The sequence below is a fragment of the Yersinia vastinensis genome (genome assembly GCF_902726565.1).
Lineage (GTDB): Bacteria > Pseudomonadota > Gammaproteobacteria > Enterobacterales > Enterobacteriaceae > Yersinia > Yersinia vastinensis.
In genome coordinates this window covers 39,329-58,857 of record NZ_CACVAF010000001.1, presented here as the reverse complement: position 1 = coordinate 58,857, position 19,529 = coordinate 39,329, and the positions used below count along the sequence as shown (strand labels likewise).

Sequence of the window (19,529 nt, the reverse complement as noted above, 5' to 3'; positions counted from 1 at the left end):
ATACTACCGAGATTATTATCGTTTTTCACCGTCAGAACGCTCTCGGTCAATCTTTGTCAACTGCGCATTAAGTTGATGTTCCTTCATTCCATGTTTGTATGCATTGTATTGCCAGATCACAAACAGTTGTTTGTACATCCGGTTCTCTTCCTTCAGCTCTTCGATTTCGCTCTCAAGATTCACAATCCTAGCGGCTGCAATGTTCAAACTAGCTGGACGCGGATTTTTGGGGCCACGGCCTTTAAGCGCCTCTTTCTTTGTTTGATAGGCAGTCACTATTGCGTCATGTGCACTGAGGGACTGTCTTGACGGCAACTTTCCGACCAATGGTTCTGCCGCCTCACAGATTGCTGACCAGGACAGTTTTGGTTCCTGCCATCCCCGAATTAGATTCACGATGGCGTTAATATCTCTATTGTCAAGATGCTTAGCCAAGGCCACCCCCTAATAAAGTTGTCAAATCATCTAACATCACAGCTTCTTCACTTTCTTTGCCTTTTTGCTCAATGGCCTCAATAGACTTCTTTGCGACAACACGGCGAAGCTGGCTGAAATCATTGCCCCGGAGCTTAATCTGGTCACCATTTTCAATCTCTGGATTCTCTAAAATAGCCACTAGCTCACGAAGCCGGGTAACAGTTTTCTTGTGGTACTGATACCAGCGATCAGTTCCTATCTCGCCGCTTTCCACCGCTGCGTCAGCAAGCAAACACAGTCGCTCCGACTTCTCCAGACGTTTCTTAATGCGATCCAACTTTTCAGTATCATCGCCTTTGATGCAAACCTGTTCGGTACAATTGACGCAATCTCGGAACTTCTCACAAGGACTCATGGTGTAATCATGCACACAGTAGCCATACTCCGTCACATGGACTGCAGCATGTTCTAAGGTATTGAACTCCTGCATAGTCACGGGCAGATGCTTTGCCACCTCGCCAACAGGCCCAAATAGCGCTTTTGTGGGATCGAGGCGTTCAGCCATACCAACCAGCTCGTATTCGGTCATGTGGTTGTAAGTTCGATTCTGTTTCACATCTGCCCGCCCCGACCACTTAGCAATTTCCAGGTTTGACAGGCCGCCGTGCTGGGCAATGGTGTTGAGCAGATGCCGAGCCTGATGCGAGGTCAATTTGACCCGTTCTCCGTTTTCTGCGCGGTAACCATGACGATCAAAGATACTGCTGTGTTTTCCTTCCAGTGTTTCACGAGGTGACAAATCATTGTTGAAGAAATTATTGGTTGGCTTATGCAATTCAACCGGTATACATCCTCGGTTCCCGTGGAGCTGATTTGCATTCAGTGCAAACAAGGCATCGTTGTACTTAATCCCTTTGTCTTTATCAAACCACGGAAAGTCATCGGGCAAACGCGCCATAGTATGCTGCCACAGGCTATTTAGCGTATGCACACCATCTTCTGAGGCTAAACCTCTACTATTAAGACACGACCTGCACGTCTTTGGGGTGTTATGTGCAAAGCCGAGCGCCATGCAGGTCTGCTCCATCGTCAACGGCACATCATCAGCAACATCAGGGCAGTTAGCATGGCGGTAAAATTTATCCGGGTGTTTCTCAATCCACTTGGCCAGTTGTCGAGCATTTTCAGAGAGCACACTAACTCGAGCTACGGCTGTTTTAGCGATGCTGACCATGACGGTGGGTATCCATTTGATATCACCCTCATAGCCTTTCCCCGCAAAAAAACGCCAACCATAGCGCTCTATACCTTCACGATCAGTTTCAAATACCTCGCAATCCACAGGTAGAGCGAACATCTCACTAATGCGTGACGGCGCTGACATCAACATGGCAAATACCGATGTTGTAAATATATCTCGTTCATGAATTGGGTCGTTGGCAAAAATTTCTGCCAACGCATTGAGGGCAATATCACTTGGAAGTTTCTCTTCCCTATTTTTCTTCGCCTCCCTGCCTGTTTTGTTCTTGTCCTCAGCACGCTTAATTGGATTAACCCAATCTTGTACAGCGTTTGATACAAGCTGGTTTTCAACTACAAACTTAGCCAGCCGCTCAATCTCTCGGCCGCAATGATATGCTGAGCTATCTGAGTAGTGCTGCCTTGCCAATTCAGCTGCTTCATCAAGCACAGTAATTGACAGGCCATCAATATTTGCGTTTCCGTTTACTTGAAGCAAAGACGCCTCAACCGCTCGGAGGGCCTTACTTTCATTCTTTGTCCCCGTGGGACGATGCCCCTGCTGGTAACGGAAATAAGCTTTAGCGAAACCGATGAACTCTGGAGCTTGCACCTCTTGGGGTTTTGGTTTGCGAGTAGTAACGCCCAACTTGGCAAACACAGTTATGTTTGGCCACACCGGATCATCCCAATTGAGTTCAGTTCCGAATACAGTCAGTTGATCTCGGCACTTGGCTATGAATGCTCCAAGGTTTTCGGCGGCTGTCAGCATAGACTTTGACTTGAACTTGAAAATCTCAGCCATTGGTAATTAATCTCTGTTGGCTAAGCTCTTCACAACGTGATGCACAACGCATGAGCACGTCTGCCACCGCGATGATGCTACGATCGAGTACAGCAGCAATCTGGATATCACCAGTTATCTCTTTCAGCCGTTCACGCTCATTAAGCAGGCCCTGATAGACATCTTCATGTGGGCCATTCAACCAAGGCTGGAAGTGCATGCAGGTATAACAAGGAATAGGAACATTGGCACCACAAAAGCCATACTCGCCACAAGTGCCAACACCCTGGCCCATTTCGGTCCGAATACGGCTGGTAGGGTCGTCACCTCGATGCGCATCCCTCTCTGAATCTACAAGCACCCCGACAAATGCTTGAGCGTATGGCGCCAATTGAAATCCAACCGCCTCATCCAGCTTTTTCACATGTTCGGGGATATTCTTGATATAAACACCTGCGTTTTGGGTGTCCGAATGGTCAAGCAGTTCCGCTATTACCAACTCGCCAAACCCTTCGCGTGCAGCCCGAGTACCCGTGGTATAACGAAAGCGGCGAGAACTGATATGCAATAGATCACCAGTACGTTCCGAGCGGATATCAGATGCTGCGACGATGAACTGGAGCGTAACAGTGATCTCTGAAGAGGCGATATGAAGTTTGTCGGTAGCAAGAAGTTGGCGAAATTCATAAGGGGATTGGACGGCAGCTAGCACATCAAGATCAGGAAACAGAGGGATCTGCTGCCGATCAGCCTCCGGCAATTCAAACCCTAGACTATTCTCAACCAGAGTAACCGCATTCCTTGCCTGAGCGCTCAGGATTGCCCATAGATCCTGTGTCATCGCGTAGGGCTTGAATTTTGTTCGGAAAGAGCCACTGCGCTGCTTGGCTCGGGGCACATTCAACATATAGAAGGGCTCTCCCCTTTCATTTTTACCACAGAGGACATCGACCACACGAAGCTGTGAGATCTGGATGGAGCGACGCCCCGTATGACTGGTACCAAGAGCCATGGCCAACTCAGCTATGGTAATTAAGCTCTTTTCATAGGCCCGAACAGCTCCCTCGTTGAACGCTGTCAGCTCATTATCCGTCAGAGGCCCATCTTGAGGATCCATGCGCTTAACCGCATCCCCCTTACGCCCCCCCTTTAACCTCCATCCCTCCAGCAAACACGCCACGTTATTGCTAACACCGGGATAGCCCAGCCTGTGCCACTGTCGCAGGAAGGTGCTAACAACACCTAACCGATATTCATGAGCCGCATCCAAAGAAGACCTGTAGCCAATCAACATGATATCGTCGATGCAAGTAGCTTTAGTTGCTCGAACCATTGCTAAGAAACACCAGAAAATACTATGCGTGTGACCAGCAGACATGTTCCTTGCATAGAATGACAGTGTATAAAGAGCCCCCTTCAGAGACTCTGATTCCAGAAGCCCATGTAGCAATCCAACCGGAATAGTGGTGTTTTTATCTAACCGCCATTTTTGATCATGCAGCATAAAATAGTATCCGTTCGCCCTTGCTGGGATTCGCTCGGGAACTAATGCTGGTAAGATGTTATTCGTCATCATTCTTCAAGTCCTCAGGCAAGCGAGTACCGTTAGCTTTTTGTAATGCCAAAGCGGCCTCAAACCCTTTTTGCTGAATGAAACGCTTGTTGTAAGTCGCTGCGGTTCCTGAACCCTCCCTCCAGCCCATTAAGTACGAGCGGACTTGCTCTTGGCGTTCCTCGCTGACTTGCTCATCCATGGCATCCATTCGCTCTGAAAACTTGCGATTCCAAGTGTGACGGAGCGAGTGTCCTGATGCAGCATACAATTGCGGCGAGACGGCTCTGACCACGGAAAATATTTTATGATACCCCGCCTTGGAGATAGGGTTTCCCACAGTTGGCCCACGCTTGTAAGTCACAAACAGGTAGTCATTTTTCTTCGCATTTCGGACATTACGACGATCTTGGGTGATATAACCATGCAGTTCTTGAACTAAGGACTCAGCCAACGGTAATAGCCGCTCTCGAGTTTTAGCATTAGGCTCATTAGTTCTCGAGTCAGCTCGTTCATCTGCTCGCCTCACGATATGGATCCTGTTAGTGCTAAAGTCGATATCCTGTATTCTGATGTTTAACAATTCGCCACCTCGAATACCAAGATAAAACAGAAGCAAGATCATCAGCCGATTACGACGCTGGACATCTATTGAAAAAGGGTTTGACGCTGATCCAGGCTGCATGAGTTCAAATAACGCATCCAATTGAACATCACTCAATGACTTATCTTGCAAATCACCGTTTCTGCCCTGTTTAGACGGTCGGCGCGTCTTTATCTGCTCCGCCATTGCATTGATCTGTTCAACAACGTCCAGCTCAGGCATTTTTAAGATATGCATCGCATACCAGCGTAAATAGTTGGCAAACGTTGTTAAGCGGGAGTGTTGTGTTCCGTTATCCACGATATTGGTCAACTCATCATCCAGCCAAGGGTTGGAGAGCGCTTTTGATGGCATCCTGCCTTGCTTGCGCTGAGCAAAATCTCGCAGATCGTCCAGCTCATGTGGCTTGAAGAAATCCTTGGTCAAAAACCGCTGTTCAAGGTTAATGTCACGACTCTCTAGAAAGCGTAACAACAAGACTAGGTTGTTAGCAGCAGCTAGCGTCGTTGAGAAGGCATTGCCTTTATTGCGGATTTGGGTTGTTAAAAACAAAGTTGGGTAATACATGGGAAGGCCAGAAGCACGATCCACTACCATGCAATAGCGCTCGCCACTATCCATGACAAATGTTGTAACTCTGTAGTTCTTTTCCATGCACCCACACCTCATAAACATTACACAATTACAAGGTACACTATATGTGAAAAATCACCAATTAATACAAGACACTTTTCCTCGGTGCTAGAAATAAAAAACCCCTGTATTAACAGGGGTCTGCGTATAAAATCTTTACATTTTGTTCTAAGGTCAATCTCAGAACGGAATATCGTCGTCAAAATCCATTGGTGGCTCATTGCCGCCTTGTGGCTGTGCTGCAGGGGCTGCTTGCGCAGGACGTGAAGTCTGGCCGCCGCTGAACTGGTTGCCGCCTTGCGGTTGCTGAGGCTGACCCCAACCACCTTGCGCGCCACCATCTTGTTGCGCACCACCTGCTGGAGCACCGCCGCCCTGACGGCCACCCAGCATTTGCATGGTGCCGCCTACGTTAACAACCACTTCAGTGGTGTAACGCTCTTGACCGCTTTGATCTTGCCATTTGCGGGTTTGCAATGCGCCTTCAATATAGACCTGAGAGCCTTTACGCAGATATTCACCCGCCACTTCGGCCAGTTTGCCAAATAGCACCACACGGTGCCATTCCGTCTTTTCTTTCTGCTCGCCGGTTGCTTTATCACGCCAGCTTTCGGAAGTGGCCAGGGTGATGTTGGCAACAGCGCCGCCGTTAGGCATGTAGCGGACTTCCGGGTCTTGGCCCAAATTCCCGACCAAAATCACTTTGTTTACGCCTCTGCTGGCCATGTGAACTCTCCTGATGAAGTAAATTTTGTACAGTATAAACGAGTCAGTTTAACACGCTAACAGCCAAACGGCACAACAGATCATAAGTGCGAAATGCATTACAGATTTATCGTGGCGTCTGCTTTAATTGCACTCAGATACTGGATATCCATTCAGGTTTTTTTGTGTCATAATTATTCGTTTCGTACTGGCTGTGTCCTTTTTCGGTGTTACAAAGTGCACAAATTAGGTTTGTTTTCATGGCAAACTGGCACGGCAACACACAGATAAAACCTAAAAAAGACACGGTGAGAGGCTCAGTTTTAATCCGGGAAGTGTTTGAATGGATAATATCGAAGTTCGGGGCGCTCGCACCCATAATCTTAAGAATATCAACCTGATTATCCCACGCGACAAACTGATAGTTGTCACCGGCCTATCGGGTTCAGGCAAATCCTCACTGGCTTTTGATACCCTGTATGCCGAGGGGCAACGCCGTTATGTTGAGTCTCTCTCCGCCTATGCGCGCCAATTTCTATCACTGATGGAAAAACCGGATGTTGACCATATTGAAGGTCTGTCCCCGGCTATCTCTATCGAGCAAAAATCGACTTCCCATAACCCACGCTCTACCGTGGGGACCATCACTGAAATCCATGATTATCTGCGTTTACTCTTCGCCCGTGTCGGCGAACCGCGCTGCCCAGATCACGGTGTGACGCTGGCGGCCCAAACGGTCAGCCAAATGGTCGATAATGTAATAAGCCAGCCCGAGGGTCGCCGCCTAATGTTATTGGCGCCGGTGGTCAAAGATCGCAAAGGCGAACATACCAAAACCCTAGAAAATCTAGCCATGCAAGGCTATATCAGAGCGCGGATCGACGGCGAAGTCTGCGATCTGTCTGATCCTCCAAAATTAGAATTACAAAAGAAACACACTATTGAAGTGGTCGTCGATCGCTTTAAAGTGCGCGAAGATCTCGCCCAGCGCTTGGCTGAATCATTTGAAACCGCACTGGAGCTATCCGGTGGTACTGCCGTGGTCGCCGATATGGACGATCCGCACGCCGAAGAGCTGCTATTCTCCGCCAACTTTGCCTGCCCGATTTGCGGCTATAGCATGAGTGAATTGGAGCCACGCCTGTTTTCCTTTAACAACCCGGCGGGTGCTTGCCCGACGTGCGACGGTTTGGGCGTGCAGCAATTCTTTGACCCAGAACGCGTGCTACAAAATCCTGAGCTATCACTGGCAGGGGGCGCTATTCGCGGTTGGGATCGCCGCAATTTCTACTATTTCCAGATGCTGCGTTCACTGGCGGATCATTATAAGTTTGATATTGAAGCACCATTTAATTCACTGGATCCCGTCATACAGAAAGCCGTGCTGTACGGTTCCGGCAAAGATACTATTGAATTCAAATATATAAATGATCGCGGTGATACTACCGTTCGCCGCCACCCATTTGAGGGGGTGCTGCACAATATGGAACGCCGTTATAAAGAGACGGAATCCAGTGCGGTGCGCGAAGAGTTAGCCAAATTTATCAGCAATCGTTCCTGTGCATCTTGTGAAGGTACTCGTCTGCGCAAAGAAGCCCGCTATGTCTTTGTACAAGATACCCCTTTACCGAAAATCTCCGATATGAGCATCGGCGATGCTCTTGAATTTTTCCGGAATCTGACATTGACCGGCCAACGAGCGCAAATTGCCGATAAGATTCTAAAAGAGATCGGGGAGCGGCTAACGTTTTTGGTTAACGTCGGCCTGAATTATTTGTCACTGTCCCGATCAGCGGAGACCTTATCCGGTGGCGAGGCACAGCGTATCCGCCTGGCAAGCCAGATTGGTGCCGGTTTGGTCGGCGTCATGTATGTGCTCGACGAACCGTCTATCGGCTTGCATCAGCGTGACAATGAGCGCTTGCTGGAGACCCTGATTCACCTACGTAATCTGGGCAATACTGTTATTGTGGTTGAGCATGATGAAGATGCTATCCGCGCCGCAGATCATGTGATTGATATCGGCCCAGGTGCTGGTGTGCATGGTGGCGAAGTCGTCGCGGAAGGAACTGTCGATGACATTATGGCGACACCAGAGTCATTAACCGGACAGTTCCTCAGCGGCAAGCGGGAAATCTCCATTCCGGCGCAACGTGTCGCAGGTGATCCGAGCAAAGTGTTAAAACTGATGGGGGCCAGTGGCAATAATCTAAAAGACGTCACGCTGACGCTGCCTGTCGGGTTGTTCACCTGTATTACCGGCGTTTCCGGCTCAGGCAAATCAACGCTGATTAACGACACCTTATACCCTATTGCTCAACGCCAACTTAACGGTGCGACGATTACTGAACCAGCGCCTTACCGCGAAATTCAGGGATTAGAACATTTCGATAAAGTGATCGATATTGACCAAAGCCCTATTGGCCGAACGCCCCGTTCGAATCCTGCAACCTATACCGGCATCTTTACCCCTATTCGCGAGCTATTCGCTGGTGTACCGGAGTCACGCGCGCGAGGTTATACACCGGGCCGCTTCAGCTTCAACGTGAAAGGCGGCCGTTGCGAGGCTTGTCAGGGTGATGGGGTTATCAAAGTTGAAATGCACTTCCTGCCTGATATTTACGTTCCTTGCGATCAGTGTAAAGGAAAGCGCTACAACCGCGAGACGTTGGAAGTTAAGTATAAAGGTAAAAGTATTCACGAAGTGCTGGCGATGACCATCGAGGAAGCACGCGAGTTCTTTGATGCTGTCCCGGCATTAGCCCGCAAATTGCAAACACTGATGGATGTCGGCTTGTCCTATATCTGTCTAGGTCAGTCGGCAACCACCTTGTCAGGTGGGGAGGCGCAACGGGTCAAACTGTCGCGCGAGTTGTCAAAACGTGGTACCGGCCAAACATTATATATTCTGGATGAGCCGACTACCGGTCTACACTTCGCAGATATTCAGCAGTTGCTAGCGGTGTTGCATCAGTTGCGGGATCAGGGCAATACCATTGTAGTGATTGAGCATAATCTGGATGTGATTAAGACAGCAGACTGGATTGTCGATTTGGGGCCAGAGGGTGGCAGTGGTGGCGGTGAGATTTTGGTCTCCGGTACACCTGAAACTGTCGCACAGTGCGCAGAATCGCATACCGCTCGGTTCCTAAAACCACTGTTAACGAAACATAAAAACAGTCAATAACATCCTGCGCTGGGGGGCGAGTCCATCACCTCCCAGCTTATTGATGCTGGCTATCAAGCGTGCAGTTCCTGCCGGATTTGATCGGGTAAACCCTGTAATACCAATTGATAAGAGCGGTCAATTAACGAATAGAACTGTGAATTCGGTAATTTGCCATCCAGAAACACCGTGTTCCAGTGCGCTTTATTCAAGTGTTCACTCGGCACGATCTCCGGATGTTGCTCGCGTAGACTTTCAGCCAATTCAGGGCTGGTTTTCAATGAAATAGAGGGGCGTCCCCCCGTCTCACCCACCATAGCAAACATCACATCTGCGACTTTAATTTGATTGGCCTGCCACATTTCATGGTCACTCTGCTCTGCCCCGGGTTTGGACATGCAGTACTCCAGTAATGCCGAATTATTCATGGGGATATCTCCTGTCATGGGCCGGTGCCGTCTTGCGAAAGGGCCTCATAAAGTTTTCATTCCATCAGAACAGCAATATGCTGAAGAACTAGCTTGCGCCTATGGCAACAGATTTACTGTGAGTGATGAATGATCGTTGGGCATGCATCTACTACAGTAATTAGTATATTCTCTAATCGATTTACAGCCATCCGCTTAGGGAAAAACAAGTGGGATATAAGAGTAACTTGCGGAAAATCAGCAGAAAAAAGAAAAAGGCGATATTGTCTATCGCCTCAGATAACTCACCCTGAATTTAAATCAGGTTACTGCACTGCAGCAAAAGCCGCGGCGACACGCTGAACGTTACTGTGATTAACGCCCGCCATGCACATCCTGCCACTGGCAATCAGATACACACCAAACTCTTCACGCAAGCGGTCTACCTGCGCTGCGCTAAAACCGGTGTAACTGAACATCCCACGCTGTTGCAGCAAGTAGTCAAAATTACGATTGGGCAGCGATGCTTTTAAGGCCTGAACTAACGTGCTGCGCATCTCAATAATACGCAGACGCATCTGCTCTACTTCCGCCTGCCATTGTGCTTTTAATTCGCTGTCATGCAGGACTTTCGCGACGACCTGCGCCCCAAAGTTTGGTGGGCTGGAATAGTTACGACGCACCGTAGCTTTCAATTGTCCCAAGACACGGCCCGCAGCGTCTTCACTTTCACAGACCACGGACAAACCGCCGACTCGCTCGTTATACAAGGAGAAGATTTTAGAGAAGGAGTTACTGATAAGGCACGGCAACTCCGCTGCCGCCATTGCTCGAATAGCATAAGCATCTTCGTTCAACCCTGCCCCAAACCCCTGATAGGCGATATCCAAGAACGGAATAAGCTCCCTACCTTTCGCTACCTGAATGACCTGATCCCACTGTGCATTTGTCAGATCAGAACCCGTCGGGTTATGGCAGCAAGGGTGTAATAATACGATGCTTTTGGCCGGTAACTGCTGCAAAGTTGCCAGCATTTGGTCAAATTTCACACCCAGTTTGTCGTTATCAAAATAGGGGTAGGTGTTCACTTTAAAACCTGCGCCACTGAAAATAGCGACATGGTTTTCCCACGTTGGATCACTGACCCAAACCTGTGAATCAGGGAAATAGTGATTTAGGAAATCAGCGCCGACTTTTAATGCACCAGAACCGCCGACGGTTTGAATCGTCGCTACTCGCTGCTGAGTCAGCATCGGATGATCGGCACCAAATAGTAGTTGCTGAATAGCACTACGATAAGATTGCAAACCTTCCATCGGCAAATAAACCGGCGTCCCATGTGGCTGAGTGCTCAATTGTGCTTCAGCAGTTTTGACTGCCTGCATCAATGGGATCTCACCCTGTTCATTGTAATAAAGCCCAATACTCAAGTTTACTTTGTGAGCACGGTTATCAGCTTTAAAACTTTCCATCAGTGACAGGATCGGATCACCTGCGTAGGCATCAACATTTTGGAACACGGCACTGCACTCCTAAATTGATAATAATTGTCTATACCCTGAATACTCCGAATTGCCAACGGTTGACAATTGCAGTACGGCGAGTAGATGAAAATGGGTTACTTATGCAGCTTACCTTATTCCCCAATATATTCCATCGCTACACGGGAGGTCAGCTTAGTAATCAATTCGTAAGCACTGATACCGGTACGGGCCGCGATTTTTTCAACGGGTAATTCAGCGCCCCATAGCAACACTTCGTCACCGACTTTATCCGTGGCATCTGGCCCTAAATCGACTGAAATCATATCCATCGAGACCCGGCCAACAATGCCAACTTCACGACCATTGAGCCACATAGGTGTCCCCGAAGGAGCACTGCGTGGATAGCCGTCACCATAACCAATAGCGACCACCCCCAAACGGGTATCCCGCTCACTCACCCAAGTACCGCCATAGCCTACTGGCTCACCGGCTTTATGTTCACGAACCGCAATCAGGCTGGTCTTCAGCGCCATTGCTGGCCGCAGATCAAAATGGCTACCATAAGGCTCATCCATAGGAGAAACACCATACAATATGATGCCAGGACGAACCCAATCGCGGTGAGCTTCGGGCCACAGCAAAATGCCGCCAGAAGCCGCAATAGATTGCTTGCCGGGTTTGTCTTTCGCGAAAGTATCGAAACAACTGAGTTGTTGGCGAGTGGTATCCACTTGTGGCTCATCTGCACGACTAAAGTGGCTCATGATATTGACCGGCTGGATAACATTGCGGCATGCACTTAAACGCTGATAAAAAGCCTCCGCCTGTTCCGGACGAACACCTAGACGATGCATGCCTGTGTCCAGTTTCATCCAGACATTAATCGGCGCGGAGAGATTGGCAGCTTCCAGCGCTTCGAGTTGCTCGATGCTATGCACCGCTGTTTCTATGCGGTTAGCGACCAGAATGGGCAAATCTTCTGCGGCAAAGAACCCTTCTAATAACAAGATGGGTTTGACTACCCCGCCAGATCGCAACATCAGCGCTTCACCGATCCGCGCGACACCGTAGCAATCAGCATCCTGCAAGGTATGCGCTGTTTCTAATAACCCGTGGCCATAAGCGTTTGCTTTCACAACAGCAATCAGGCGGCTTTGCGGCGCGATGCGCCGTACCTGTTGCAAATTATGTCGCAGAGCGCGGCGGTCGATTACTGCTGTTGCCGCTTTCATTTCTTATCCTTAATTATCAATTTTATACCCAAAGACAGTGGCGTTACCGCAGGGCAACATCACATTCGAAGGGGATATATATTTATTACTCGCTATTCGTCGTCGTATTGCGGGCCAGCGTAGTTATCAAAGCGCGACCATTGACCATTAAATTTCAGCCGAACAGAACCGATCGGGCCGTTACGCTGTTTACCCAAAATAATCTGTGCGATCCCTTTTTCATCACTGTTCTCGTGATAAACCTCATCACGGTAAATAAACATGATCAAATCGGCATCCTGCTCAATAGAACCGGACTCACGTAAGTCGGAGTTTACTGGCCGTTTATCAGCACGTTGTTCCAAGCTACGGTTAAGCTGCGACAGCGCCACTACGGGTACTTGTAGCTCTTTGGCTAAGGCTTTCAGGGAGCGTGAAATTTCAGCGATTTCCAATGTGCGGTTATCCGACAGTGACGGCACCCGCATCAATTGCAGGTAGTCGATCATTATCAGACTCAAACCACCATGCTCACGGAAAATACGCCGCGCACGAGAGCGCACCTCAGTCGGTGTTAGACCAGAGGAGTCATCGATGTACATATTGCGCTTTTCCATCAATATGCCCATGGTGCTGGAGATCCGCGCCCAATCCTCATCATCTAGTTGGCCGGTACGGATGCGAGTTTGGTCGACATGTGACAAAGAGGCCAGCATACGCATCATTATCTGATCGCCAGGCATCTCCAAACTGAAGATTAATACCGGTTTTTCCTGCATCATCGCGGCGTTTTCGCATAAGTTCATCGCAAAGGTAGTTTTACCCATCGATGGGCGCGCTGCCACAATGATCAAATCTGATTTCTGCAATCCTGCGGTCTTTTTATCCAAATCAACAAATCCGGTTGATACACCGGTAACACCATCATGTGGCCGCTGATAAAGCTGCTCAATACGTGCCACTGTCGCTTCGAGGATTTGATCGACACTTTTTGGGCCTTCATCTTTATTGGCCCGGCTTTCTGCTATCTGGAAGACTTTGGATTCCGCGAGATCAAGCAGATCTTCACTGCTGCGACCTTGAGGATCATAACCGGCATCTGCTATCTCGTTAGCAACAGAGATCATCTCTCGCACAACTGCACGTTCGCGCACGATATCAGCATAAGCACCGATATTCGCGGCACTTGGCGTGTTTTTTGATAATTCAGCAAGATAAGCAAAACCACCTACCGACTCCAAATCGCCCTTTTGTTCTAGTGATTCAGACAAGGTGATCAAATCGATCGGCTTGCTGTTTTCCAGCAAACGCTGCATTTCAGTAAAGATCCGCCGATGTGGGCGACTGAAAAAGTCATTGCTGGCAACACGCTCTGACACGTTATCCCAACGTTCATTATCCAGCATCAAACCGCCCAACACGGACTGCTCTGCCTCCAGCGAATGAGGCGGGAGTTTCAGCCCTTCCATCTGGCGGTCTCGTGGCTCTGTCATACTGTTGGTTGGTTTTTTCGCGGCCATGAAAAGTGTTCTTTACCTTTGTTACGAAGAGGAAAATGATGAATAAAAATAGTGTGGCCCAGTATACGCGATGATATCGGAAGGGTAATGAGGAATTCCCTATTACTTATCGGTATTAGCAAAATCTTGGCCCTCCGAGTAGAACGCTGTAGAGTCAAAATACACCAATTGCGAAGGAGCTAACATGGCAAAGCACATTCAATTTAGCACCACTGGCGGGCCAGAAGTGCTGCAATACCTTGACCTTACGCCAGTGGATCCCGCGGCACATGAAGTTCAAGTCGAAAACAAAGCTATCGGTATCAACTACATCGATACTTACATCCGCAGCGGCCTATATCCACCACCTCATTTCCCAAGCGGGCTTGGGACTGAAGCCGCGGGCATTGTCACCAAAGTCGGCTCATCGGTGAATACAATAAAGGTCGGTGACCGAGTGGTTTATGCCCAATCAGCACTTGGCGCATACAGCGAAGTTCATAATGTCGCCGCAGAAAAAATTGCGTTGCTCCCTGAGGCCATCTCCTTCGAACAAGCAGCAGCTTCATTCCTTAAGGGATTGACCGTCCAATATTTATTACGTCAAACCCATGAAATCAAGCCTGGCGAAGTGTTTTTATTCCATGCGGCAGCAGGCGGCGTTGGGCTGATTGCCTGTCAGTGGGCAAAAGCGCTTGGCGCGAAGCTAATTGGCACTGTTGGCTCTGATGAAAAAGCCGAATTGGCAAAAGCTAATGGGGCTTGGGCTACCATTAACTATCGCACGGAAAATATCGCTGAACGCGTCGCTGAACTGACCCATGGCGAAAAGGTGGGTGTAGTGTATGACTCGGTTGGGAAAAGCACATGGCAAGATTCACTCAATAGCCTAAAACGCCGGGGATTAATGGTCAGTTTCGGTAATGCTTCAGGTCCGGTTACTGGGGTTGATCTTGCAATTCTGAACCAAAAAGGCGCGTTGTATGTGACCCGTCCCTCGCTGAATGCTTATGTCACTAATCGACAAGAGCTGGAAAGTGCCAGCCATGAGCTGTTTTCATTAATAGCCAGTGGTGCGATTAAGGTCGATGTCGCAAAAGCCCAGCAATTCCCTCTGCGAGATGCGCGCCGCGCCCATGAAATATTAGAAAGCCGCCAGACAACTGGCTCCAGTTTGCTGATCCCATAAACCACCGCCTCAGCAATATTGATAAAAAACAAAAGGCTCCGATAAGGAGCCTTTTGTTTTAACGCTTTCTTTGATGCACATGTAGGGGTATAGCAGAGTATTCTGTCAGAGGCATATTCACTTAGATGACATTGCCGTTTATACGGCTATTTTCACCTCTGGCAGGGATGAAAATGTGATACCAAATCGTATCGGCTAGCATCCTAGCAAGCTGATTCGGGAAAAAATACGTTTTCTCGACAATTGTCCTGACTAAACTTTCAGCCTGTGATCACTCCCGCAAGAAAACAAAATAATCAGTAACGTCTTACAACTGGTTTTTGCATTGAACGCCAGATCCAGACAATGACCACCGCCAATATCAACCATGGCAATAACTTAATCATCATCACAAATAACCCACCTAGCATCATAAAAGCAGCGGCAACCATTAAAGCGGCGAATATGCCCAACAGAGAAACACCGGTCACCATCAGCATAATAAAAAAGCCGATCACAAAGAGAATTTCGAACATGGCTGGCTCCTTAATCATTGTTTGTTCCCATGCATAAAATCTATCCCCACCATACTTCAAGCTGTATGTGTGTTGGCGTCTCTCAATAATCCGCATCGCTTACCACGGTATGCTCATCGGGATTATCTCGCTGGCCGCCTTCCTGCAACTGAATTATGTTGGATACAAACAGGGGGTTTATTAGGAGTATTACAAGAAACGTGCCAACCTGAAAATAAGATTAACATATTGAATTTAAAGGGTATAAATAAAACACAACCTGCCAGAAAACTGGCAGGCGTGGTCAAATTGACTAACTTATAGTGGGATTTCCTACAACGAATTATGCTGTGGGCGGGTCACTAGAGCTAGCGCCTTTTCTACCACGGAAACATCAGCTCCGGGCTTATGCGCATTTTCACTCAAATAACGGCGCCACTGGCGCGCACCGGGGATCCCTTGGAAAATACCAAGGATATGCCGAGTGATATGGCCCAAATAAGCGCCACGCGACAGCTCCTGTTCAATATAAGGATAAAGCGCTTCTATAGCTTTAACACTGTCGACCACTGGTGCATTTGGATCAAACAGTTCGCGGTCCACTTGCGTTAAAATACTGGGGTTTTGATAGGCTTCACGCCCCATCATCACACCATCGAGATGCTTAAGATGGTCTTTAGCCTCAGCCAAGGTTTTGACACCGCCATTAATAGCGATAGTCAGTGCCGGAAAATCACGTTTAAGCTGATAAACCCGCTCATAATCCAGAGGAGGAACTTCGCGATTTTCTTTTGGGCTTAATCCTGAAAGCCAGGCTTTACGGGCATGGATCGTGAAAATATCACATTCACCACGTTCTGCGACAGTCTGCACGAATTCACACAAGAACTCGTAGCTATCTAATTCGTCAATCCCAATACGGGTTTTCACCGTGACAGGAATAGAAACCACATCACGCATGGCTTTAATACAATCAGCAACCAGATCTGCCTCAGCCATTAGACAAGCGCCAAAACGCCCATTTTGTACCCGATCAGAAGGGCAGCCGACATTCAGATTAATTTCATTGTATCCACGAAGCTCCGCCAATTTAGCGCAATGTGCTAGCGCTTGTGGATCACTGCCCCCAAGCTGTAACGCGACGGGATGATCTTGCTCGCTATAAGCCAGATAGTCTGCTTTGCCATGGATAATCGCACCTGTAGTAACCATTTCGGTATAGAGCAACGTCTGCTTAGTTAACAAACGATGGAAATAGCGGCAATGGCGGTCTGTCCAATCGAGCATCGGCGCGACGGAAAAACGTTGTAGGGGGTATTTGGGCATATCTACCTGAGTGCTGGAAAAAGTCTGAGCTTCGTGCATTTACTGTGATTTCATCGGTTATTACTGCATCAATTACCCATTTTCCTTGCGCATTAAATACGCAAGACAAAGGGATGGAATGCGTGATTATACCATAGAACCTGACGATGACCGCGTGGGGGATAGCTGTGCTATAAAAAGGGATATTTTACTGTACGTTACCAAAATTGTGACACTCCACGGCTTCGCACTTTTTCATCTATCGGCGATTAACCGTAAATATGATAAAATCTGTTCCATTCAAACGCTGCGGGATGAAACCATGAACTCAACCAACCAGGAAAAGCTGCTTGCTCAGGCTGAGAGCCTGTGCCAACAACGTAACGTCCGGCTGACACCGCAACGTCTTGAAGTCTTACGCCTCATGGCGCAACAGCCCGGCGCAATCAGCGCTTATGATTTGTTAGACTTGCTCCGTGTTTCCGAGCCGCAAGCTAAACCGCCAACGGTCTACCGCGCATTAGATTTTTTGCTCGAACAAGGGTTTATTCACCGAGTAGAGTCAGCTAACAGCTATGTGTTGTGCCATCATTTTGAAGAGCCAACTCATACCTCCGCACTCTTTATCTGTGATCGCTGCAAGATTGTGACTGAACGCCCGACTGTAGGTATTGAAGAAGCACTGGCACAGTTAGCAAAACAGTCTGGTTTTACATTGCGCCATAGCGTGGTGGAAGCCCATGGCTTATGCACTAAATGCGGGGAAGTTGAAGCATGTGAAAGCCACGATCATTGTGATCATGACCATTCTATTGTGATGAAAAAAAAATAAATATCTGGCGATAAGGGTCAGCCCGTTATCAATATAGTAATAATACAGTAATAGGTTGAATTAGAATATGCGTTAAAGAACACTGCCATGATAATAAATAGAAGCTACCACAGGACACTTCCTTGTGTCTTATCGATATTAGATTAGGACTAAATAGAATATTTTCATTATTAATATCACTATGTAATAACGTATATTCTATGAAATGAGAGACCCAATATAATTTATATCGACATCAATTAAATTCCTTTTTAAGGCTGTTACCAGCGGTATTTGCTGTGGTCTTCCCAAGCTTTCACTTCTTTCTCGGCTTGCTCTTTCTGATAGCCGTATTTCTCTTGGATCTTACCTACTAGTTGGTCGCGCTTACCTTCAATAACGGTTAGGTCATCGTCAGTCAGTTTGCCCCATTTCTCTTTAATTTTTCCTTTGAACTGCTTCCAGTTACCGTCAGCTTGATCTTTATTCATAATAACTCCGCTATCTTGGAATAAGTTAATTAGGTACGATAAACATTCTTTATAAAACCAATCTTTGCTTAAATTAGTCACTCACAGTCTTAATTTAAATTAAGCATGATTGTTTTATTTACCGTATAAATAACTATAGCAGAGGATATTAATAACTGAAGGAAAACCAATGTTACTGGTCGTAATGAGGACCATAATTGAATAACGAAACCATATTATATTCAGTTAAAACAGCAGGTAATCACGTATTATCGGATTGTTCTCAATATAAAGTGAATTAACAGAACAGAAGGTTATATGAACAATATACCCTCTAAGTAAAGAGGGTATACATCAACAACTAGAATCAGATCCAGTCGCCATTGCGGATGACACCAACGGCCAGTCCTTCAATAGTGAAACTTTGTTCACGCAAATCGACAATAATCGGCTGGAACTCGCTATTTTCAGGAAGAAGTTGCACAATATTACCTTGTTTTTTCAAGCGTTTTACTGTGACTTCATCGTCAATTCGCGCGACAACCACTTGTCCGTTACGCACATCTTGTGTTTTATGCACCGCCAGTAGGTCACCATCCAGAATACCGATATCTCTCATCGACATCCCATTAACCCGCAGTAGGAAATCTGCGCTTGGCTTAAACATGGAAGGATCGACTTTGTAGTGCCCTTCAATATGTTGCTGTGCCAGCAAGGGTTCACCTGCTGCAACTCGGCCAATCAACGGTAGGCCATCTTCTTCTTCCATCAGTAAACGAATACCGCGGGAAGCGCCAGAAACAATCTCAATAACACCCTTGCGGGCCAATGCTTTTAAATGCTCTTCAGCGGCGTTAGGAGAGCGGAATCCCAGACGCTGCGCAATTTCGGCACGGGTCGGCGGCATGCCAGTTTGCGATAGGTGATCGCGCACCAGGTCATAAACCTCTTGCTGTCTGGTCGTAAGTGCTTTCATTTCGCCCCCTGTTTGTTTATACAGTCTTGCTGTGAGTATATACAGGTAAGCCTGTATTGGGAACCAAAGAGTGAATAAAAACAGGGATTAATCACAGCTTATTTTTATTGTGTTGCTCACCGTGCCCAAAGCCACGATATTTCAGCCACGCAACTAGCCCACATGTTGCCAGAGCACCGTTATCCAGATAAAAAGCGCCAGCAGGATAGCGAGAAACACAGCGGCAGACCCCATATCTTTGGCACGGCCTGAAAGTTCATGGAATTCACTGCCGATGCGATCAACTACTGCTTCAATGGCACTATTAATGACTTCAATAATGATCACTAACGCGACACTGCCAATCAATAAAATGCGCGCTAAAGCATCTACATCTAGCCAGAAGGCCAGTATGATAGCGGCGATGGCAGCTACTGATTCTTGGCGAAATGCGGCTTCGTTTTTCCAGGCAGCACTGAGGCCTTTCATCGAATAACCGGCCGCTTTATAGATTCGGGTAAGCCCTGTTGATTGATTCGCCATGTTTTATTGCCTTTATCTTAAGTTAATGATGATCTTTGCCGCTTTCTGTTGTCTTATCACC

The 19,529-nt window shown here is 47.7% G+C and carries 17 protein-coding genes; 3 read left to right on the top strand and 14 right to left on the bottom strand.

The window, feature by feature from the left end; all coding sequences use genetic code 11:
• Window positions 1-15: 15 nt before the first annotated feature.
• The 5 genes from HUZ92_RS00210 to ssb1 form a co-directional block, all read right to left on the bottom strand.
• A complete protein-coding gene (locus tag HUZ92_RS00210) occupies window positions 16-441 on the bottom strand; it encodes a hypothetical protein (RefSeq protein WP_409350109.1) in 426 nt (141 codons plus the stop codon).
• Complete coding sequence (locus tag HUZ92_RS00205; protein WP_145580126.1) at window positions 428-2,461, bottom strand: integrase; 2,034 nt, start codon at window positions 2,459-2,461, stop codon at window positions 428-430. Before HUZ92_RS00205 ends, HUZ92_RS00210 begins: the two co-directional genes overlap by 14 nt.
• Entirely contained in the window at window positions 2,454-4,016 is a 1,563-nt protein-coding gene (locus tag HUZ92_RS00200; protein WP_145580127.1) for a site-specific integrase, read from the bottom strand. Before HUZ92_RS00200 ends, HUZ92_RS00205 begins: the two co-directional genes overlap by 8 nt.
• On the bottom strand, window positions 4,003-5,250 hold the full coding sequence (locus tag HUZ92_RS00195; RefSeq protein WP_145580128.1) for a tyrosine-type recombinase/integrase: 1,248 nt from the start codon (window positions 5,248-5,250) through the stop codon (window positions 4,003-4,005). The genes HUZ92_RS00200 and HUZ92_RS00195 overlap by 14 nt, the downstream gene beginning before the upstream one ends.
• A 159-nt stretch (window positions 5,251-5,409) precedes the next feature.
• Entirely contained in the window at window positions 5,410-5,955 is a 546-nt protein-coding gene (gene ssb1 / locus HUZ92_RS00190) for a single-stranded DNA-binding protein SSB1 (protein WP_050101694.1), read from the bottom strand.
• A gap of 322 nt (window positions 5,956-6,277) precedes the next feature.
• Here ssb1 and uvrA point away from each other — a divergent pair, with 322 nt between their 5' ends.
• Complete coding sequence (gene uvrA / locus HUZ92_RS00185; protein WP_145580129.1) at window positions 6,278-9,121, top strand: excinuclease ABC subunit UvrA; 2,844 nt, start codon at window positions 6,278-6,280, stop codon at window positions 9,119-9,121.
• 53 nt (window positions 9,122-9,174) lie between these two features.
• Here uvrA and HUZ92_RS00180 read toward each other — a convergent pair whose 3' ends face one another.
• The 4 genes from HUZ92_RS00180 to dnaB all read right to left on the bottom strand — a co-directional run bounded on the left by HUZ92_RS00180 (window position 9,175) and on the right by dnaB (window position 13,722).
• A complete protein-coding gene (locus HUZ92_RS00180) occupies window positions 9,175-9,528 on the bottom strand; it encodes an MmcQ/YjbR family DNA-binding protein (protein WP_050101696.1) in 354 nt (117 codons plus the stop codon).
• A 305-nt stretch (window positions 9,529-9,833) separates the two neighbouring features.
• The gene (locus tag HUZ92_RS00175) at window positions 9,834-11,027 is read right to left on the bottom strand and encodes an amino acid aminotransferase (protein ID WP_145580130.1); all 1,194 of its coding nucleotides are present in this window, start codon (window positions 11,025-11,027) and stop codon (window positions 9,834-9,836) included.
• Window positions 11,028-11,143: 116 nt separating this feature from the next.
• Window positions 11,144-12,223 (bottom strand): alanine racemase, encoded by a 1,080-nt coding sequence (gene alr / locus HUZ92_RS00170; protein WP_050101698.1) that lies wholly within the window; start codon window positions 12,221-12,223, stop codon window positions 11,144-11,146.
• A 92-nt stretch (window positions 12,224-12,315) separates the two neighbouring features.
• Window positions 12,316-13,722, bottom strand: a complete 1,407-nt coding sequence (gene dnaB, locus HUZ92_RS00165) for a replicative DNA helicase (protein WP_050101699.1) — start codon at window positions 13,720-13,722, stop codon at window positions 12,316-12,318.
• A gap of 184 nt (window positions 13,723-13,906) precedes the next feature.
• Between dnaB and HUZ92_RS00160 the strand changes: the two genes are divergently transcribed.
• Window positions 13,907-14,890 (top strand): quinone oxidoreductase, encoded by a 984-nt coding sequence (locus tag HUZ92_RS00160; protein ID WP_050101700.1) that lies wholly within the window; start codon window positions 13,907-13,909, stop codon window positions 14,888-14,890.
• A 296-nt stretch (window positions 14,891-15,186) separates the two neighbouring features.
• Here the strand turns inward: HUZ92_RS00160 and pspG are convergent, their stop codons facing one another.
• Both pspG and dusA read right to left on the bottom strand, forming a co-directional pair.
• Complete coding sequence (gene pspG, locus HUZ92_RS00155) at window positions 15,187-15,405, bottom strand: envelope stress response protein PspG (protein ID WP_050101701.1); 219 nt, start codon at window positions 15,403-15,405, stop codon at window positions 15,187-15,189.
• Window positions 15,406-15,717: 312 nt separating this feature from the next.
• A complete protein-coding gene (dusA, locus tag HUZ92_RS00150) occupies window positions 15,718-16,749 on the bottom strand; it encodes a tRNA dihydrouridine(20/20a) synthase DusA (protein ID WP_050101702.1) in 1,032 nt (343 codons plus the stop codon).
• 262 nt (window positions 16,750-17,011) lie between these two features.
• Here dusA and zur point away from each other — a divergent pair, with 262 nt between their 5' ends.
• Complete coding sequence (gene zur, locus HUZ92_RS00145) at window positions 17,012-17,521, top strand: zinc uptake transcriptional repressor Zur (RefSeq protein ID WP_050101724.1); 510 nt, start codon at window positions 17,012-17,014, stop codon at window positions 17,519-17,521.
• 260 nt (window positions 17,522-17,781) lie between these two features.
• Here zur and HUZ92_RS00140 read toward each other — a convergent pair whose 3' ends face one another.
• From HUZ92_RS00140 to HUZ92_RS00130, 3 genes are all read right to left on the bottom strand, one after another.
• On the bottom strand, window positions 17,782-17,991 hold the full coding sequence (locus tag HUZ92_RS00140; protein WP_004715824.1) for a CsbD family protein: 210 nt from the start codon (window positions 17,989-17,991) through the stop codon (window positions 17,782-17,784).
• Window positions 17,992-18,337: 346 nt separating this feature from the next.
• A complete protein-coding gene (gene lexA / locus HUZ92_RS00135) occupies window positions 18,338-18,946 on the bottom strand; it encodes a transcriptional repressor LexA (RefSeq protein WP_025376726.1) in 609 nt (202 codons plus the stop codon).
• A gap of 153 nt (window positions 18,947-19,099) precedes the next feature.
• Complete coding sequence (locus HUZ92_RS00130; protein ID WP_050101703.1) at window positions 19,100-19,468, bottom strand: diacylglycerol kinase; 369 nt, start codon at window positions 19,466-19,468, stop codon at window positions 19,100-19,102.
• Window positions 19,469-19,529 lie beyond the last annotated feature (61 nt).

What these genes read in the sequence shown, in the direction of transcription:
- HUZ92_RS00205 (WP_145580126.1), bottom strand. Translation starts at nt 2,461, where the DNA reads ATGGCTGAGATTTTCAAGTTCAAGTCAAAGTCTATGCTGACAGCCGCC.
- HUZ92_RS00200 (WP_145580127.1), bottom strand. Translation starts at nt 4,016, where the DNA reads ATGATGACGAATAACATCTTACCAGCATTAGTTCCCGAGCGAATCCCA.
- HUZ92_RS00195 (WP_145580128.1), bottom strand. Translation starts at nt 5,250, where the DNA reads ATGGAAAAGAACTACAGAGTTACAACATTTGTCATGGATAGTGGCGAG.
- ssb1 (WP_050101694.1), bottom strand. Translation starts at nt 5,955, where the DNA reads ATGGCCAGCAGAGGCGTAAACAAAGTGATTTTGGTCGGGAATTTGGGC.
- uvrA (WP_145580129.1), top strand. Translation starts at nt 6,278, where the DNA reads ATGGATAATATCGAAGTTCGGGGCGCTCGCACCCATAATCTTAAGAAT.
- HUZ92_RS00180 (WP_050101696.1), bottom strand. Translation starts at nt 9,528, where the DNA reads ATGAATAATTCGGCATTACTGGAGTACTGCATGTCCAAACCCGGGGCA.
- alr (WP_050101698.1), bottom strand. Translation starts at nt 12,223, where the DNA reads ATGAAAGCGGCAACAGCAGTAATCGACCGCCGCGCTCTGCGACATAAT.
- dnaB (WP_050101699.1), bottom strand. Translation starts at nt 13,722, where the DNA reads ATGGCCGCGAAAAAACCAACCAACAGTATGACAGAGCCACGAGACCGC.
- HUZ92_RS00160 (WP_050101700.1), top strand. Translation starts at nt 13,907, where the DNA reads ATGGCAAAGCACATTCAATTTAGCACCACTGGCGGGCCAGAAGTGCTG.
- pspG (WP_050101701.1), bottom strand. Translation starts at nt 15,405, where the DNA reads ATGTTCGAAATTCTCTTTGTGATCGGCTTTTTTATTATGCTGATGGTG.
- dusA (WP_050101702.1), bottom strand. Translation starts at nt 16,749, where the DNA reads ATGCACGAAGCTCAGACTTTTTCCAGCACTCAGGTAGATATGCCCAAA.
- zur (WP_050101724.1), top strand. Translation starts at nt 17,012, where the DNA reads ATGAACTCAACCAACCAGGAAAAGCTGCTTGCTCAGGCTGAGAGCCTG.
- HUZ92_RS00140 (WP_004715824.1), bottom strand. Translation starts at nt 17,991, where the DNA reads ATGAATAAAGATCAAGCTGACGGTAACTGGAAGCAGTTCAAAGGAAAA.
- lexA (WP_025376726.1), bottom strand. Translation starts at nt 18,946, where the DNA reads ATGAAAGCACTTACGACCAGACAGCAAGAGGTTTATGACCTGGTGCGC.
- HUZ92_RS00130 (WP_050101703.1), bottom strand. Translation starts at nt 19,468, where the DNA reads ATGGCGAATCAATCAACAGGGCTTACCCGAATCTATAAAGCGGCCGGT.